The organism is Streptomyces doebereineriae (assembly GCF_031845645.1).
In the GTDB taxonomy this organism is placed as follows: Bacteria; Actinomycetota; Actinomycetes; order Streptomycetales; family Streptomycetaceae; genus Streptomyces; species Streptomyces canus.
In genome coordinates this window covers 61,922-77,471 of the sequence record NZ_JAVREZ010000007.1, presented here as the reverse complement: position 1 = coordinate 77,471, position 15,550 = coordinate 61,922, and the positions used below count along the sequence as shown (strand labels likewise).

At 73.0% G+C, this 15,550-nt stretch carries 14 protein-coding genes and 1 pseudogene; 13 read left to right on the top strand and 2 right to left on the bottom strand.

Translation table 11 applies throughout. The features are described 5' to 3' along the window. Position 1: 1 nt before the first annotated feature. The 3 genes from RNB18_RS21390 to RNB18_RS21380 all read left to right on the top strand — a co-directional run bounded on the left by RNB18_RS21390 (position 2) and on the right by RNB18_RS21380 (position 3,759). The gene (locus tag RNB18_RS21390; RefSeq protein WP_311715699.1) at positions 2-1,795 is read left to right on the top strand and encodes an ABC transporter permease subunit; all 1,794 of its coding nucleotides are present in this window, start codon (positions 2-4) and stop codon (positions 1,793-1,795) included. Continuing rightward, positions 1,792-3,003, top strand: coding sequence for an MDR family MFS transporter (locus tag RNB18_RS21385; protein ID WP_311715697.1), 1,212 nt, complete (start codon positions 1,792-1,794; stop codon positions 3,001-3,003). Before RNB18_RS21390 ends, RNB18_RS21385 begins: the two co-directional genes overlap by 4 nt. Positions 3,004-3,309: 306 nt before the next feature. Further along, positions 3,310-3,759 (top strand): GNAT family N-acetyltransferase, encoded by a 450-nt coding sequence (locus tag RNB18_RS21380; protein WP_311715696.1) that lies wholly within the window; start codon positions 3,310-3,312, stop codon positions 3,757-3,759. Positions 3,760-3,778: 19 nt separating this feature from the next. Here the strand turns inward: RNB18_RS21380 and RNB18_RS21375 are convergent, their stop codons facing one another. Further along, on the bottom strand, positions 3,779-4,570 hold the full coding sequence (locus RNB18_RS21375) for a CDP-alcohol phosphatidyltransferase family protein (protein WP_311716020.1): 792 nt from the start codon (positions 4,568-4,570) through the stop codon (positions 3,779-3,781). A gap of 120 nt (positions 4,571-4,690) precedes the next feature. On the opposite strand from RNB18_RS21375, the gene RNB18_RS21370 reads away from it, so the two are divergent. From RNB18_RS21370 to RNB18_RS21350, 5 genes and pseudogenes are all read left to right on the top strand, one after another. Then, positions 4,691-5,671 (top strand): zinc-dependent alcohol dehydrogenase, encoded by a 981-nt coding sequence (locus RNB18_RS21370; protein ID WP_311715695.1) that lies wholly within the window; start codon positions 4,691-4,693, stop codon positions 5,669-5,671. A 115-nt stretch (positions 5,672-5,786) separates the two neighbouring features. Then, positions 5,787-6,185, top strand: coding sequence for a 6-pyruvoyl trahydropterin synthase family protein (locus RNB18_RS21365; protein WP_311715694.1), 399 nt, complete (start codon positions 5,787-5,789; stop codon positions 6,183-6,185). 5 nt (positions 6,186-6,190) lie between these two features. Continuing rightward, entirely contained in the window at positions 6,191-7,366 is a 1,176-nt protein-coding gene (locus RNB18_RS21360; protein WP_394817652.1) for a glycosyltransferase family 4 protein, read from the top strand. Further along, the gene (locus tag RNB18_RS21355) at positions 7,363-8,370 is read left to right on the top strand and encodes a class I SAM-dependent methyltransferase (RefSeq protein WP_311715692.1); all 1,008 of its coding nucleotides are present in this window, start codon (positions 7,363-7,365) and stop codon (positions 8,368-8,370) included. The genes RNB18_RS21360 and RNB18_RS21355 overlap by 4 nt, the downstream gene beginning before the upstream one ends. Continuing rightward, positions 8,367-9,662: pseudogene (locus RNB18_RS21350) on the top strand (lysylphosphatidylglycerol synthase transmembrane domain-containing protein); the annotation flags it as partial. The gene RNB18_RS21355 and the pseudogene RNB18_RS21350, both read left to right, overlap by 4 nt. A gap of 62 nt (positions 9,663-9,724) precedes the next feature. Here RNB18_RS21350 and RNB18_RS21345 read toward each other — a convergent pair. Next, on the bottom strand, positions 9,725-10,477 hold the full coding sequence (locus RNB18_RS21345; RefSeq protein WP_311715691.1) for a creatininase family protein: 753 nt from the start codon (positions 10,475-10,477) through the stop codon (positions 9,725-9,727). 38 nt (positions 10,478-10,515) lie between these two features. Between RNB18_RS21345 and ribA the strand changes: the two genes are divergently transcribed. Genes ribA through RNB18_RS21320 form a run of 5 tightly spaced genes read left to right on the top strand, consistent with a single transcriptional unit; the run spans position 10,516 to position 15,536 of the window. Continuing rightward, the gene (ribA, locus tag RNB18_RS21340; protein ID WP_311715690.1) at positions 10,516-11,175 is read left to right on the top strand and encodes a GTP cyclohydrolase II; all 660 of its coding nucleotides are present in this window, start codon (positions 10,516-10,518) and stop codon (positions 11,173-11,175) included. A gap of 45 nt (positions 11,176-11,220) precedes the next feature. After that, complete coding sequence (locus tag RNB18_RS21335; RefSeq protein WP_311715689.1) at positions 11,221-12,183, top strand: ornithine cyclodeaminase family protein; 963 nt, start codon at positions 11,221-11,223, stop codon at positions 12,181-12,183. Then, entirely contained in the window at positions 12,180-13,328 is a 1,149-nt protein-coding gene (locus RNB18_RS21330) for an NAD(P)/FAD-dependent oxidoreductase (protein ID WP_311715688.1), read from the top strand. The genes RNB18_RS21335 and RNB18_RS21330 overlap by 4 nt, the downstream gene beginning before the upstream one ends. Then, positions 13,325-14,389: a saccharopine dehydrogenase gene (locus RNB18_RS21325; protein WP_311715687.1), complete on the top strand. Its 1,065-nt coding sequence runs from the start codon at positions 13,325-13,327 to the stop codon at positions 14,387-14,389. The genes RNB18_RS21330 and RNB18_RS21325 overlap by 4 nt, the downstream gene beginning before the upstream one ends. Beyond that, positions 14,382-15,536, top strand: coding sequence for a saccharopine dehydrogenase family protein (locus RNB18_RS21320; RefSeq protein ID WP_311715686.1), 1,155 nt, complete (start codon positions 14,382-14,384; stop codon positions 15,534-15,536). Before RNB18_RS21325 ends, RNB18_RS21320 begins: the two co-directional genes overlap by 8 nt. Positions 15,537-15,550 lie beyond the last annotated feature (14 nt).

Genomic DNA, 15,550 nt, shown 5'->3' with positions numbered 1-15,550 from the left:
CATGCGGCATCAAGTGGCCTCCCTGCTGTGGCGGGTCCTGCTCGCGGCGGCCCTGGTGTGCGGGATCGGCCTGCTGCCCTGGCTGTCCCGCACCGACCCGGCGCTCACCGTGCTCAAGGCCCGCTCGGCGGACCGCGACCCGACGCCGCGGGTACTGGCCGACATCCGGGCCCAACTCGGCCTGGACCAGGGCCCCTTGCACCTGCTCGGCCAATGGCTCGGCGGGCTGCCCCGCGGGGACGCCGGCCGGTCCTGGCTGAACGGCACGGAGGTCACCCCGAGCGTCGTCCAGGCACTCGGGGTGACCCTGCTGCTGGTCACGGTGGCACTCGCGGTCGCCGCCGCCACCGCCGCCCTGGTGTGCGCCCGCACGCTGTGGCTCGGCGCGCACCGACGCCTCGACGGGCGACGGGCCGGGGGTGGGGCCTCGGCGATGCTCGCCGCGCTGCCCGAGTTCCTCACCGCCTCCGTACTGGCCACCGTCGTCGGCGTACAACTCGGCTGGCTGCCCGCCCTCGGCTGGTACGGCCCCCAGTGGACGGTGCTGCCCGCCCTCGCCCTCGGCCTGCCCGCCGGGGCCGTGCTCGGCCGCCTCCTCGACGATCTGCTGCCGGGTGCCTTCGCCGAACCCTGGGTGCTGGCCGCGGAGGCCCGCGGACTGCCGGGCCGAACCCTTGCCGCCAAGGCGGTCCGCCGCTGCGTCCCCGCACTGCTGCCCAACCTGGGCCTGTTCGTCGTGGGCCTCACGGCCGGTTCTGTCGCGGTGGAGCAGATCTACGACATCCCGGGCCTCGGCCGCACCACCCTGCAGGCCGCCCTCGCACAGGACCTGCCCGTACTCCAGGCGGGGACCCTCGCCCTCCTGCTCCTCGCCGTCACCACCACCGGCCTCGCGGCACTCGCCGTCCGCCGCCTGACCGGCCCGGCCCTGCGCGACGGCGCCCTGGACTCCCTGCACCGGCCGCGACGGTCCGACCGCAGCGCCCTGCCTCTCGTGTACGGCGGCCTCCTGACCGCCGTCGTCGCGCTCGGCCTGCTCCGCGACCCGCTCGCCCTGGACACCGGCGCCCGACTCCAATCCCCCTCCTGGGCGCACCCGTTCGGCACCGACTCGCTCGGCCGTGACCTGCTCGCCCGGGTCGGCCACGGCGCCCTCGACACCCTGCTGGTCGCCCTCGCCATCAGCGTCACCGCACTGGTCGTCGGCGTCCTGCTGGGCCTGTTGCCCCGGCTGTCCGGGCCGCTCGTAGACACCGTCAACGCCGTACCGCCGGTGCTCGCCGCGCTGCTCGTGACCGCCGTCGCCGGGAGCGGCGCCACCACGCCCGCGATCGCCGTGGCCACCGTCTCCTGGGCGGCGCTCGCCGCGCACACCTCCTCGCTGCTCCGGCAGGAACACGCCACCCCGCATCTGACGGCCACCCGAGGTCTGGGCGCGAGCCGCTGGTACCTCCTGCGGTACGAAGTGCTGCCCGCGATCCTGCCGCCCGTCACCCGGCACGCCCTGCTGCGCCTGCCCGGAGTCGCCCTGGCTCTCGCCTCCCTCGGCTTCCTCGGTCTGGGCACCCAGCCGCCCTCCCCGGAGTGGGGCCTGCTCCTCGCCGAGAACCAGCCCTACGCCGAACGTGCCCCCTGGGCCGTCCTCGCCCCCGCCGCCGCCCTCGCCCTGCTGGGCGCGCTGGCGGTGAGTTCGGCGGGCGGGGTGCGGTGGCCGCGACGGCGCGCGCGTCCTCGTACGACCGCGACCGGAACCGAACAACCCTCGCCCGCCCGGGAGTTGGTGGAGGTCGTATGACGTCCACGTCAGTCGATCTGCGGAAGCCCGTCCCGCTTTCTCCGCTGCTACGGCTGCTGATCCTCACGCAACTCGCCTTCAACATCGGCTTCTTCGCCGTTCTGCCCTTCCTGTCCGAGCACCTGGGACAGGCCGTCGGCATGGCGGGCTGGCTGGTCGGATTCGTGCTGGGGCTGAGGACCTTCAGCCAGCAGGGGCTGTTCGTGGTGGGCGGGGCGCTCGCCGACCGGTACGGGATCCGGCCGGTCGTCCTGGCCGGATGTGTGCTGCGGATCGCCGGGTTCGCCTGGCTGGGGTACGCCGAACGGTCGGGGGCGGTCATCGGGGCCGTGCTGCTCATCGGGTTCGCCGCCGCCCTGTTCTCGCCGGCGGTGGAGTCCGAGGTCGCCCGACAGGCCGTCATCCATGAGGAAGCGGGCGGTCAACGCACCCGCGTGCTCGCGCTGTTCACCGTCGCCGGGCAGGCCGGGGCGTTCGTCGGGCCGTTGCTCGGCGCGGTGTTGCTGTCGGTGGACTTCCGGACGGTGTGTCTGGCGGGGGCCGGGGTCTTCGTGCTCGTCCTCGCCGGGCACGCGTGGATGTTGCCGCAGCACATTCCGGGGCGGCAACGGGTGCGGCTGGAAGGCGGGTTGGGGGTGCTGATCCGCAACCGCCGCTTCCTCGCGCTGTGCTGCGCGTACGGTGCCTACCTGCTCGCCTACAACCAGCTGTACCTCGCCCTCCCCGACGAGGTGGAACGCGCGACCGGTTCGCAGTCCGCGCTGGCCTGGCTGTTCGCGCTGTCCTCGCTGCTGGTGGTGACCGCCCAGCTCCCCGTCACCCGCTGGGTCGGCTCCCGACTGTCGTTGCGCCGGTCCATGGTGGCCGGACTGCTGCTGATCGGCGCGGGGTTCGCGGTCGTCGCCGTGTCGCGGCCGGCGGACTGGACCGGTACGGCGGGCTTGCTGCCCTCGGCCGGATTCGTCGTCCTGCTCACCTTCGGGCAGATGCTCGTCGCCCCCGTGGCCCGGGCCTGGGTCCCGGACCTCGCCGAGGAGGGCCGGCTCGGCCTCTACACCGGGGCGCTGTCCTCGGTCTCCGGGCTGATCGTGCTGATCGGCAGCTCCGTCACCGGCTCGCTGCTGGACAGCGGACTGCCGGCCGCGGTGCCGTGGCTGGTACTGGCAGTGGTACCGGTCGCGGCGATCGGTCTGTTGCCGCGGCGGTAGGCCCTGTGCGGGCGGGCCGAGGTGGTTCGGTTCCGGTCGGGCTCGCCGTGGGGCGGGTGTCGGCGCCGACTCGGAGGGGGGACCGGCGGGCGAGGCGGCCCGGTTCCGGGCGGGCTCGCCGTTCTGGGGGTGCCGGTTCTGGCGCGGACCGAGGGTCGGTCGGGCACAGTGCCCACGTCAGGAAACCGTTGAAGGGTCGGGCAGGCCCACCCAGGAACCCAGCGGACGGCTCACGCGCCCGGCCGCTCCGTCGGCGTGGCCGCTCGATCCGCCGTGACGCGGAGCTCTCGGCGATAGGGTCCCCCCATGGAGACTCAGGACATCCGGGTGGAGATCGCCCGGAAGGCGGATCAGGAGCTTGTCGACGCGTTCGCGCGGATGCTGCCGCAGCTGTCCTCGACGGCCGAGGCCCTCGACCTCGCGGCGCTCGACCGCATCCTGGCCTGTGACGCCAACACCATGCTGATCGCCAGGTCGTCGGCCGGGTCGGTCATCGGCACTCTCACCCTGGTCATGTTCCCCGCGCCCGCCGGACTGCGGGCCCGTATCGAGGACGTGATCGTCGATCACGAGGCACGCGGCCAGGGCATCGCCGGACTGCTGATCCGGGAGGCCATCCGGCTCGCCCGGGAGGCCGGGGCCCGTACCGTCGATCTGACCTCCCGCCCGGACCGGGCGGCGGCCAACCGGCTGTACGAGCGGCAGGGGTTCCGGCAGCGGGAGTCGATGGTGTACCGGGTGCCGCTCAAAAGCTGACCCTCGAGCCGGCAGGGCCTCAGGAGGCCACCGCCTCCGGCTCCCGCTCCACCGCCACGAACTCCAGCTCCAGCAGCTCGCCCACCGCCGCCTGGTCCGCCCGGTGCGTGCGCCACAGCCACAGGATGTCCCGGCCGAACGACCAGACCAGCGTCCCCAGAGCGACGGCCACGACCCCGAAGGTCGCCGAGTACGGCAGGTATCCGGACGCGGCCACGAGCAGCAGGATCCCCTGGAGCGCGGCCACCGTCTTGCGGGCCATGCTCGGCGGCAGGGGGGCGTTCAGCCAGTTCCAGACGCGGGCCGCGGCGACGAAGCCGTAGCGCATGGCGCCGATCAGCAGGACCCACGGGCCCTGCGACATCGAGACGTACACACTGAGCACCAGGATCAGGAACGCGTCGACCTCCATGTCGAACCGCGCGCCCAGCGGGGTCGAGGTGCCTGTGGCGCGGGCGACCTTGCCGTCGACGCCGTCGAGGATCAGAGCCACCGCGGTCAGGCCCACGAACAGCGTCACCGGCGGGGAGTCCTGGAAGGAGTCCGCGACCAGCGCGGTCACCCCGCCGACGAGGGTCGCCCGGCCGAGGGTCACCCGGTTGGCCGGACCGAAGGAGCGGGGCCGGGTGCGGTGCAGCGCCCTGGAGAGCACGGCCCAGGTGGCGACGGCGAAGGCGAGGCCGGTCAGCCAGCCCGCGGGCCCCATGCCGATCGCCGTGCCGAGCAGGGCCAGCAACAGGATCTGCAGACCCGCTCCCACAGCGGTCTCCTGCTGGACCAGCCTTGCTTCGTAAGTGTTGTTCAGGGCCACCGCACATTCCTCCGGCCAGATGACAGAGTCGATCAAGGCCGCGTACTGTGCGCGGCCTGTGCACATCTCGGTACGTGACGAGGTACGTGCCCGGGTTCCCGATCGTTCAGGAGGTTCTCGATGAAGGCCGCCGCACGCGCGTTCTGGCTCCGCTCTCCGGGCGAGGGCGAGATACGGGAGGTCACCCTTCCTGCCCCGCGTGAGGACGAGGTGCTGGTCCGCTCGCTGTACTCAGGAGTCAGCAGGGGCACGGAGACACTCGTGTTCCGCGGCGGGGTGCCCGAGAGCCAGTACGCGACCATGCGGGCACCGTTCCAGGAGGGCGACTTCCCGGGGCCGGTGAAGTACGGCTACCTCAGCGTCGGAGTGGTGGAGGAGGGGCCCTCCGCGGTGAAGGGCAGGACCGTCTTCTGTCTGTACCCGCATCAGACGCGGTACGTAGTTCCCGCGAGCGCCGTGACGGTCGTACCGGACGACGTACCCGCCGAACGGGCCGTCCTCGCCGGCACGGTCGAGACCGCCGTGAACGCCCTCTGGGACGCGGCCCCCCTGATCGGCGACCGGATCGCGGTGGTCGGCGGCGGCATGGTGGGCAGCTCGGTCGCCGCGCTGCTGGCCCGCTTTCCGGGCGTCCGGGTCCAGCTGGTGGACGCCGACCCCGCCCGCGCCAAGACCGCCGAGGCCCTCGGCGTCGGCTTCGCGTCCCCCGCGGACGCCCTCGGCGACTGCGACCTCGTCGTCCACGCCAGCGCCACCGAACAGGGCCTCGCCCGCTCCCTGGAACTCCTCAGCGCCGAGGGCACGGTCCTCGAACTGAGCTGGTACGGCGACCGCAAGGTCGCCCTCCCGCTCGGTGAGGCCTTCCACTCCCGGCGGCTCGTCATCCGCAGCAGCCAGGTCGGCACCGTGTCCCCGGCGCGCGGCAACCGCAGCTACGGCGACCGGCTCGCCCTCGCGCTGAAGCTGCTCGCCGACCCGGCGCTCGACGCCCTCATCACGGGGGAAAGCGCGTTCGAAGAACTCCCCGAGGTGATGCCGAAGCTGGCCAGGGGGGAAATTCCTGCCCTCTGTCACCTCGTGAGGTACGGCAAGAGCGCCTGACCTGAGAAAAGAGTGAGATACGGCTGAACAAGGGGACGCGAAGGGCCGTACTACACGGCATCCCCCGGCAGGGTTCAGCCGGGGACCAGACGCGCCGCACCTGGAGGGTCGTCCGTTGTTCAGCATCACCGTCCGCGATCACATCATGATCGCCCACAGCTTCCGCGGCGAGGTCTTCGGGCCCGCGCAGCGTCTGCACGGAGCCACGTTCCTGGTGGACGCCACGTTCCGGCGCGAACAGCTGGACGACGACAACATCGTCGTCGACATCGGACTGGCCACCCAGGAACTCGGTGCCGTCGTCAGCGAGTTGAACTACCGCAACCTCGACAACGAGGCCGACTTCGCCGGGATCAACACCTCGACGGAGTTCCTGGCCAAGGTCATCGCGGACCGGCTCGCCGAGCGCATCACGAAGGGCGCTCTCGGCGAGGGCGCCAAGGGCCTCGCGGGCCTGACCGTCACCCTGCACGAGTCGCATGTCGCCTGGGCGAGTTACGAGCGTGCGCTGTGACCGACATGACCACCGGGCGGGCGGGCACGCTCGACTACGTGCCCGTGCAGCACTCCGCCCTCAAGAAGGCCGAGATCATCCCGATGTCCCTGCGGTCCGTGCACTTCGTGATGCCCGGTGGCGTGGACGACTCGACCGCGCCGAGCGGCGGCAACGCCTACGACCGGCGGGTCTGCCTGGACCTGCCCGGCTTCGGCTGGCAGGTCGAGCGCCACGCGGTGGCCGGCAGCTGGCCCCGGCCGGGCGCCGCGGCCCGTACCGAACTGGCCGGCACCCTGCGGGACCTGCCCGACGACACCGTCGTCCTGATCGACGGACTGGTCGCCTGCGGCGTCCCGGAGATCATCGTCCCCGAGGCGGAGCGGCTGCGCCTCGCCGTCCTCGTCCACCTGCCGCTCGGCGACGAGACCGGCCTCGAACCGAATCTCGCCCTCGAACTGGACGCCAGGGAGCGCGAGGTGCTGCGGGCCGTGCCCGCCGTCATCGCCACCAGCGACTGGGCCGTACGGCGACTCGTCTCGCACCACGGCCTCGCCCCCGAGCGGGTCCACGTGGCCACCCCGGGTGCCGACATCGCCCCGCTCGCCTCCGGCACCGACGGCGTCTCACGGCTGCTGTGCGTGGCCGCCGTGACTCCCCGCAAGGGACAGCACCGGCTGATCGAGGCACTGGCCGGCGCGCAGGACCTGCCGTGGAGCTGCGTGTGCGTCGGCGGGATCACCCAGGATCCCGAGTACGTCGCCAGTCTGCGGATGCTCATCAAGAAGTACGGCCTCCAGGACCGCCTGCACCTCGCGGGACCGCAGGCCGGTGCCGAGCTCGACGCCAGCTACGCCGCCGCCGACCTGCTGGTCCTCGCCTCCTACGCCGAGACCTACGGCATGGCGGTCACCGAGGCCCTCGCGCGCGGCATTCCGGTGCTGGCCACTGACGTCGGCGGACTGCCGGAGGCCGTCGGCCGCGCCCCCGACGGCGGCGTGCCCGGCATCCTCGTCCCGCCGGAGGACCCCGCCGCCCTCGCCGCCGAACTGCGCGGCTGGTTCGGCGAGGCGGACGTACGACGCCGACTGAAGGCGGCTGCCCGGGGCCGGCGGGCCGCCCTGGACGGCTGGGCGACCACGGCCCGCAGCCTGGCCGGAGTACTCGGCCGACTCCCGAGCGAGCCCAGGAGGGCGGCATGAGGAAGACGGCGACCAAGCAGAGCGGGAAGATCCCGGCACAGCCGGGGCCGCGGGAGGTGGCGTCCGTGAAGCCCGGAGTTCCTACCGACGCGGAATCGGTCATCCCCGGTGCCGGTCCCAGCACCCACCCCGGCGAGCGCCCCACCGTACGGCTCAGGGACGCAGGTCCCGACGACGCTCCCCGCTACGCCCCCGAGTGGCTCGAGCTGCGGGAGGGGCCCGACGCGGCCGCGCGGGCGGGCGACCTGATCGACCCGCTGCGGATCCGGCTGGCGAACCTGCCGGGCAAGGCCGGCCTCGTCATCCACGACCTGGGCTGCGGCACCGGCTCGATGGGCCGCTGGCTGGCCCCCCGCCTGGACGGCCCCCAGCACTGGATCCTGCACGACCGGGACCCCTACCTCCTGCACTTCGCTGCGGTCGCCTCCCCGCGCTCCGCCGCCGACGGCAGCCGGGTCACCGTCGAGACCCGCCGCGGCGACGTCGGCCTGCTCACCCCGGACGCCCTCGCCGGCGCCTCCCTGGTGACGGCCTCCGCGCTCCTCGACGTCCTCACCCGCGAGGAGATCGAGACCCTCGCCACGGCCTGCACGGGCGCCGGCTGCCCGGCCCTGCTCACCCTGTCCGTGGCGGGCCGCGTCGAACTCACCCCGTCCGACCCGCTGGACGACGAGATCGCCGACGCGTTCAACGCCCACCAGCGGCGCGGCGGACTGCTCGGCCCGGACGCCGTCACCGCCGCCTGCGAGGCGTTCTCCGAACGGGGCGCGACGGTACGGCTGCACCCGAGTGCCTGGCGCCTCGGTCCCGCCGAGTCCGCGCTCACCGCCCAGTGGCTGCGCGGCTGGGTCGGCGCGGCCGTCGAGGAGCGGCCCGAGCTGAAGGTGCCCGCCGAGCGCTACCTCCGGGACCGCCTGGAAGCCTGCCGCGCGGGCGAGTTGAAGGTCGTCGTCCACCACAGCGACCTGCTGGCGCTGTCCCGGCCGACGGGCGGAGCGTCATGAGCGTGGAGACGGTGCGGCCGGACACCGACCGGCGTGCGGAGCGCACCGGACGCCGGGAGGAGGACCACTCGACGCACGGCGACGACGCCGGGGCGGGCGAGCGAAGGGCTCTTCCGGTCCGCAGCACCGGCAACGGTACGGCGCGGCTGCCCGTCCGGCGACCCGCGGAGGCGCCCGAGCCGGGCACCCTCTCCCGCCGCGCCCTCACCCTTCAGGCCGAAGTCGTCCAGACGCGGGACGAGGTACTCACGGCGCGGGCCGAGGCGCTCGTGGCCCGGGCCCGGATCCTGGAGGCAGCCGGAGAGTCCGTCGCGGACCTGACCGACGCCGCCGTCTCCCGGGACCGGATCGGCGTGATCGTGACCGCGGCACGGCCCCTGCCCGCTCAGGCCCCCCGCTGGCGTACAGCGCTGCGCGGAGTCCTCAACTCCCGCGCCCTGCGCACCCACATCGGCACCGTCGCGGGCGTCACCATCCTCGCGGTCCTGCTGTGGCGCCTCGGCACCGGCGTCTTCCTGGACGGGCTGCGCCGGATCGACGGCCCCGCCCTGCTGGCGGCGCTCGCGATCGGCGTACTGACCACCGTGTTCAGCGCCTGGCGTTGGCAGTTGGTGGCCCGCGGGCTGCGCATCCGGCTGCCGCTCGGCGAGGCCGTGGCCGACTACTACCGTGCCCTGTTCCTGAACGCCGCCCTGCCCGGCGGTGTCCTCGGCGATGTGCACCGCGCGGTGCGGCACGGGCAGAGCAGCGGTGACATGGGCCGCGGCGTACGGGCGGTCGTCCTCGAACGGGTCGCCGGACAGATCGCGTTGGCGGTCGTCGGCGGTGCCGTGCTGCTCACCATGGAGTCCCCGGTGCTGGCCGAGGCCCGCCACCTCGCCCCCGCCGTCGGCCTCGCCGGCCTGGGCGCCCTCGCCGTCGTCGTGGCCCTGCGGATGAACCGGACCCCTTCCTCCCGCCGGGGCCGGGTCCTGCGCGCCACCCTCGGCGAGGCCCGCGAGGGGCTGCTGTCCCGCCGCAACTGGCCCGGCGTCGCGCTCTCTTCGGCCGTCGTCCTCGCCGGCCACCTCGGGATGTTCGTGCTCGCCGCCCGCATCGCGGGCTCCGACGCCTCCGTAGCCGAACTGCTGCCACTGGCCGTGCTCGCCCTGCTCGCCATGGGACTGCCCCTGAACGTCGGCGGGTTCGGCCCCCGGGAGGGCGTCACCGCCTGGGCGTTCGCCGCCATGGGCCTCGGCGCCGGCGCCGGCCTCGCGACCGCCATCGTGTACGGCGTCCTCAGCTTCGTGGCGAGCCTGCCGGGCGCGGTCGTCCTGGTCGTCCGCTGGTACCAGGGCCTGCGCCCGGCGAACCGCTACTCCCCGGTGAGCGCCGAGAAATACGCACCGAAAGACGCCGCGAGGCTCTCCAGCAAGGCTTTCCCTTTTTCCGCCGAGCCCAGCGAAGGGCGCCCGATGACACCGGAATCGGTGTAACCGGACATACCGAGGGTGAGGAGATGACGACGGTCGTCCGCGACGAAATCGGAGGTCTCGTAACCGGATCGGACACTTTCCGGACCGGTGTGCAGAAGAATGGAGGTCTCGATTTCTCCCGCGTGCATGTCGGTGAGCAGCGAGGTGACCACGCCGGCCTCCGCACGGGCGGCCTCCCAGTCCTCCGCGGCCGGGAAGAGCGCCATCCGCTCCCCGCGGGCGGAGGCCTCCTGGACGACATTGCCCAGCACGTAGTTGCCGCCGTGTCCGTTGACCACGACCAGCGCCTCGACGCCCGAGCGGCGCAGCGAGGCCGCTATGTCCCGTACCACCGCATGAAGGGTGACGGAGGAGATGCTGACGGTCCCCGGCCAGGCCGCGTGCTCGTGCGAGCAGGAGATCGTCACCGGGGGGAGGAGGTGCACCGGGTACGCCGCGGCGATCTCCCGCGCGACGGCACAGGCGACGAGCGTGTCGGTCGCCAGGGGAAGGTACGGACCGTGCTGTTCGAAGCTTCCGACCGGAAGGACGGCGACCTGCGTTGAAACGCCCGCGCCCCGCGTCCGTACGTCTTCCGTAGTGTCCGTCGGCAACAGACCGTACGCCGCCGACCGCATTCCCGAACCGCTCATCTTTTCACGGCCTTTCGTCTCTGCTTAGGAAACAGATCATGACAGATAAAGTTGGCGTCCTCGGCAAGAAGGCACCACAGCGCACCGGCGTGGAACGCGTGGTGAATGCCCCGCTGCCCACCGTGTACGGGAAATTCCAGGCGGTCGGCTACCTCGATCACGACCGCGGTGACGAACAAGTCGCCCTGGTCTACGGTGACATCGGCTCTGACGACGTCCTCGTCCGCTTGCATTCGGAGTGCCTGACCGGTGACGCGTTCGGCTCCCAGCACTGCGAATGCGGCGACCAACTGGATGCCGCGCTGCGGGCCGTGGTCAAGGAGGGCAGCGGCATCGTCGTCTACCTGCGGGGCCACGAGGGCCGGGGCATAGGACTGCTCGCCAAGCTGCGCGCGATGGCGCTCCAGGCGGAGGGCCTGGACACCGTCGAGGCCAACCTCGCGCTCGGTCTGCCGGTGGACTCCCGGGACTACGGCGTCGCCGCCGAGATCTTCCACGACCTGGGCGTGAACTCGGTCCGCCTGATGTCCAACAATCCGCGCAAGCGCGAGGCACTGCTGCGGCACGGCATCAAGGTCGCCGAGACGGTGCCGCTGCTCATCACGCCGTGCGAGAGCAACATCACCTATCTGCGCACCAAGCGGGAGCGGCTGGACCACGTCCTGCCCCATCTGGACGCGGTGGCCCACCTGTCCTGATCACCGGACTGATTCCGGGACGGGAAATCCGGACAGGAAGAGGGAATGACCGACGACGTCCTCTTCCTCTCCGGACCGCAGGTCACGCGCCTGCTCGACGCGGACACGGCCATCGCCTCGCAGCGCGCGGCCTTCACCGCCCTCGGCTCCGGGGCGGCCGACCTGCCGGCGAAGATCATGCATCCGAGCCGCTTCGACGACAGTGTGGTCTTCGCGTACGTCTCCCGGCTCTCCGCCGACTCCGGGGCCGTCGCGAAGTTCGGCAGCGTCAATCCGGGCAACGCGGCCGCCGGGCTGCCCACGATCCACGCCGTGGTCTCGGTGCTCGACCCGGTGACCGGCCGCCTCGCCGCCGTCATGGACGGCGCCGCGGTGACCACCCTGCGCACTGCCGCCGCGAGCGCCGTCGCCGTCGACGCGCTGGCCACGCCCGACAGCGCCGACCTGGCCGTGCTGGGCTCCGGCACCCAGGCCCTGGCCCATGTGCGGGCGATCGCCCGGGTGCGGGACCTGAAATCCGTACGGCTGTGGAGCCCCACTCCGCGAAACCGCGCCCGCGCCGCCGAGACGCTGCGGGAACTCGGCTTCCCCGCCGAAGCGGCCGGCAGCGCCGAGGAGGCGGTGAGCGGCGCCTCCCTGGTCGCGGCCTGCACGCTGAGCACGACACCGGTGGTGCACGGGGAGTGGCTGGCGCCCGGGTGCACGGTGGTGAGCGTCGGATCCTTCGAGCCCACCCGCCGGGAGGTGGACACCGAAGTCCTACGGCGATCCGCGACCGTCGTCGTGGACGACCCGGCGACCGCGGCGGAGCACGCCGGGCCGGTCGTGGACGCGCTCAGGACAGGGCTGCTGACCGATCTCGTCGGGCTCGGCGACGTCCTGGCCGGACGAGCCGTGGCCCGGACGGCCCCCGGCGACATCGTCTACTACAACAGCGTCGGCCTCGGCATCCAGGACGCGGCCGCGGCCTGGGCCGTGGTGCAGGCGGCGAAGGGGGAGCGCCGGTGAACACGCACACGGCCGACGTCGTCGTGATCGGCGGCGGAGTCATGGGCACGAGCATCGCCCGCCACCTGGCGCGCGCGGGCGTACGGGACGTGGTGCTCGTCGAGCGCGACGAACTCGCCTCCGGCTCCACCTCGAAGGCCGCGGGCGGGGTGCGGGCGCAGTTCTCCGACGAGCTCAACATCCGGCTCGGGGCGCGCAGCCTGGAGGCCTTCGGCCGCTTCGAGGAGGAGACGGGGCAGGACATCGGGCTGCACCGGGTCGGCTATCTGTTCCTCCTGTCGAGCCCGGAGGAGGTCACCTCCTTCGAGGAGAGCGTGCGGCTGCAGAACTCCCTCGGCGTCCCGAGCCGTATGACCGACCCGGCCGAGGCGCGCCGGCTGTCCCCCCTCATCACCACCGACGGTCTGCTCGCCGCCGCCTTCTCGCCCGAGGACGGCCACTGCACACCCGAGTCCGTCGTGTACGGCTACGCCGCCGACGCCCGCCGACACGGCGCGACGATCCTGCGGCACACCGAGGTCACCGGCATCGAACTGCACGGCGACGACATCACGGGCGTCGTGACGAGCAGGGGCCGGATCGCCACCGGCACGGTGATCTGCGCGGCCGGCGCCTGGTCGCGGGCCGTCGGCGCGATGGTCGGCGTGGACCTGCCGGTCGAGCCGCTGCGCCGCCAGATCGCGGTCACCGAACCGGTCGAGGGGCTGCCGCCCGACCTCCCCATGACCATCGACTTCACCAGCAGCCTCTACTTCCACGGCGAGGGTCCCGGCCTCCTCCTCGGCATGTCCGACCCCGACGAGACACCCGGCTTCGACACCGCCACCCACGACCGCTGGATCCCCCGCCTCGCCGAGGCCATGAGCCATCGCGCCCCCGCCCTCCTCGACCTGCGCCGCACCGGCGGCTGGGCCGGCCTGTACGAGCTCACGCCCGACCACAACGCCCTGATCGGCGAGGCCACTTCGGTCTCCCGCTTCCTGTACGCGACCGGCTTCTCCGGCCACGGTTTCCTCCAGGGGCCGGCCGTCGGCGAGGTCGTCCGCGACCTCTTCCTCGGCCGCGTACCCTTCGTGGACATCAGCCCGCTCAGCGCCGGCCGGTTCGCGGCCGACGCCCCGCGCCCGGAGGCCAACCGCGTATGACCGAGCTCCATCTGTGGCTGCGCCACGAGGTCCGTTCCACCGAGCGACGCACGCCCGTCGTGCCGTCCGACGCCCGGCGGCTCGTCGACAGCGGGGTGACGCTGACCGTCGAGGAGTCCCCGCAACGGATCTTCCCGATCGAGGAGTACCAGGCGGCCGGCTGCGCAGTCGCGCCCGCGGGTTCCTGGGCGTCCCGGGCGCCGCTGGACGCCGTGGTCGTAGGCCTGAAGGAACTCCCCGACGAGCCCGCCGCCCTGCCGCACCGGCACATCTTCTTCGGGCACGCCTACAAGGAGCAGCCGGGCGCCCTGGAACTGCTGCGCCGGTTCGCCGCCGGGGGAGGGGCGCTCCTCGACCTGGAGTACCTGGTCGACGACCACGGCCGCAGGCTCGCCGCGTTCGGCTACTGGGCCGGTTACCTGGGTGCGGCCCTGGCCGTGCTCCAGCACCGGGGCAGGCTGTCCGTGCCCCTCACGCCCACCTCGCAGGAGGAACTGGCGGAGGTCCTGCGGCCCGTCGCCGGGGACGAGGAGTTCAGGGCGCTGGTGATCGGGGCCCTGGGCCGCAGCGGCCGGGGCGCGCGCGTCGCGCTCAAGGCCGCCGGGGTCGAGCCTGCCTGCTGGGACCTCGAGGAGACCCGCAGCCTGGACCGCCCCGCCCTGCTCGCCCACGACCTGCTCGTGAACTGTGTCCTCGCCACCACTCCCGTCCCGCCCTTCGTCCGTGAGGCGGACCTGGACGACCCGACCCGCCGGTTGCGCACCCTCTCCGACGTCACTTGCGACGTCGGCTCACCCCTGAACGTGCTGCCGGTCTACGACCGCGTCACCGAGTGGGCCGAGCCCGTCCGCCGGCTGCACAAGGAGCCCCCGCTCGACCTGATCGCCATCGACAACCTGCCGTCCCTGCTTCCGGAGGAGTCCAGCGTCGGCTTCTCGGGGTCCCTGCTGCCCCTGCTGCTGGAGTTCGGGGTCGGCGGCCCCTGGGGGCGCTGTCTGGACCGGTTCCATCAGGCGTGCCGTGAACTCGGCATCGACGAAGGGGAGTTCCGCCGTGTCTGACCTGGTTCCCACGACCGGCACCGTCCACTGGATCGGCGCCGGGCTCTCCACCGGCAGCGGCCTGGCCGAGCTGTGCGACACCGCCGACCGGGTCCGCCTGTGGCACCGCACCGAGGAGCGTGCCGCCGAGGCCCTCGCGGCACTGGGGCTCACCGGACGGGCCGAGCCGCGCGCCTACACGCTGTCCGCGCTCGCGGCCGCACTGGTGCCCGGGGACGTCGTCGTGTCGATGCTGCCCGCGCCCGAACACGCCGGGATCCTCGCCGCCTGCGTGCGCGAGAAGGCCCACTTCGCCTGCTCCAGCTATGTGTCCGACGCCGTCCTCGAACAGGTGCCGGAGGCGGAGAAGGCCGGCATCGTCGTCCTCACCGAGGCGGGCCTCGACCCGGGCATCGACCACCTCTTCGCGCACAGCCTCGTCGCCCGGGCCCGCGGTGTGATCGGCGACGCGACACCGGCGTCGTACAGCCTCACCTCCTACTGCGGCGGTGTCCCCGCCGTCCCGAACGACTTCACGTACCGCTTCAGCTGGGCCCCCGCCGGAGTCCTGAACGCCCTGCGCTCGCCCGCCCGTTACCTCGACAACGGCACCCCGACCACCGCCGACCGCCCCTGGGAGGCGACCCGGCGCCATGTCGTGGACGGCGAGACCTTCGAGGTCTACCCCAACCGCGACAGCGTCCCCTTCATCGAGCAGTACGGGCTGCCCGCCACCTGGACACCGCGGACCTTCGTGCGCGGGACCCTACGGCTGGACGGCTGGCTGCGCGCCTGGGAGCCGGTCTTCGAGGAGCTGAGGACCGGCGACGACACCCGGATCGCCGCCCTGGCCCAGGAACTGGCGGCCAGGTACCCGACGACGGACGCCGACCGCGACCGGGTCGTCCTCGCCGTCTCCCTCGACGTGCGCGCGAACGACGGCCGCACCTGGTCCGGCGGCTACCTCCTCGACCTGGTGGGTGACGAGCAGGACAGCGCCATGGCCCGCTGCGTCTCCCGCACTCTCGCCCTCGGCACCGGTCACATCCTGGACGGCTCCCTCCCGCCAGGCCTGAACCGGGCCGCGGAGACGGCGGCCCGCTCCGAGCAGTGGCTGGGGGAACTCGCCCGCGACGGCGTCCACTTCACGCTCCGGGTCGATCACTAGGCGGACCGGGAAGT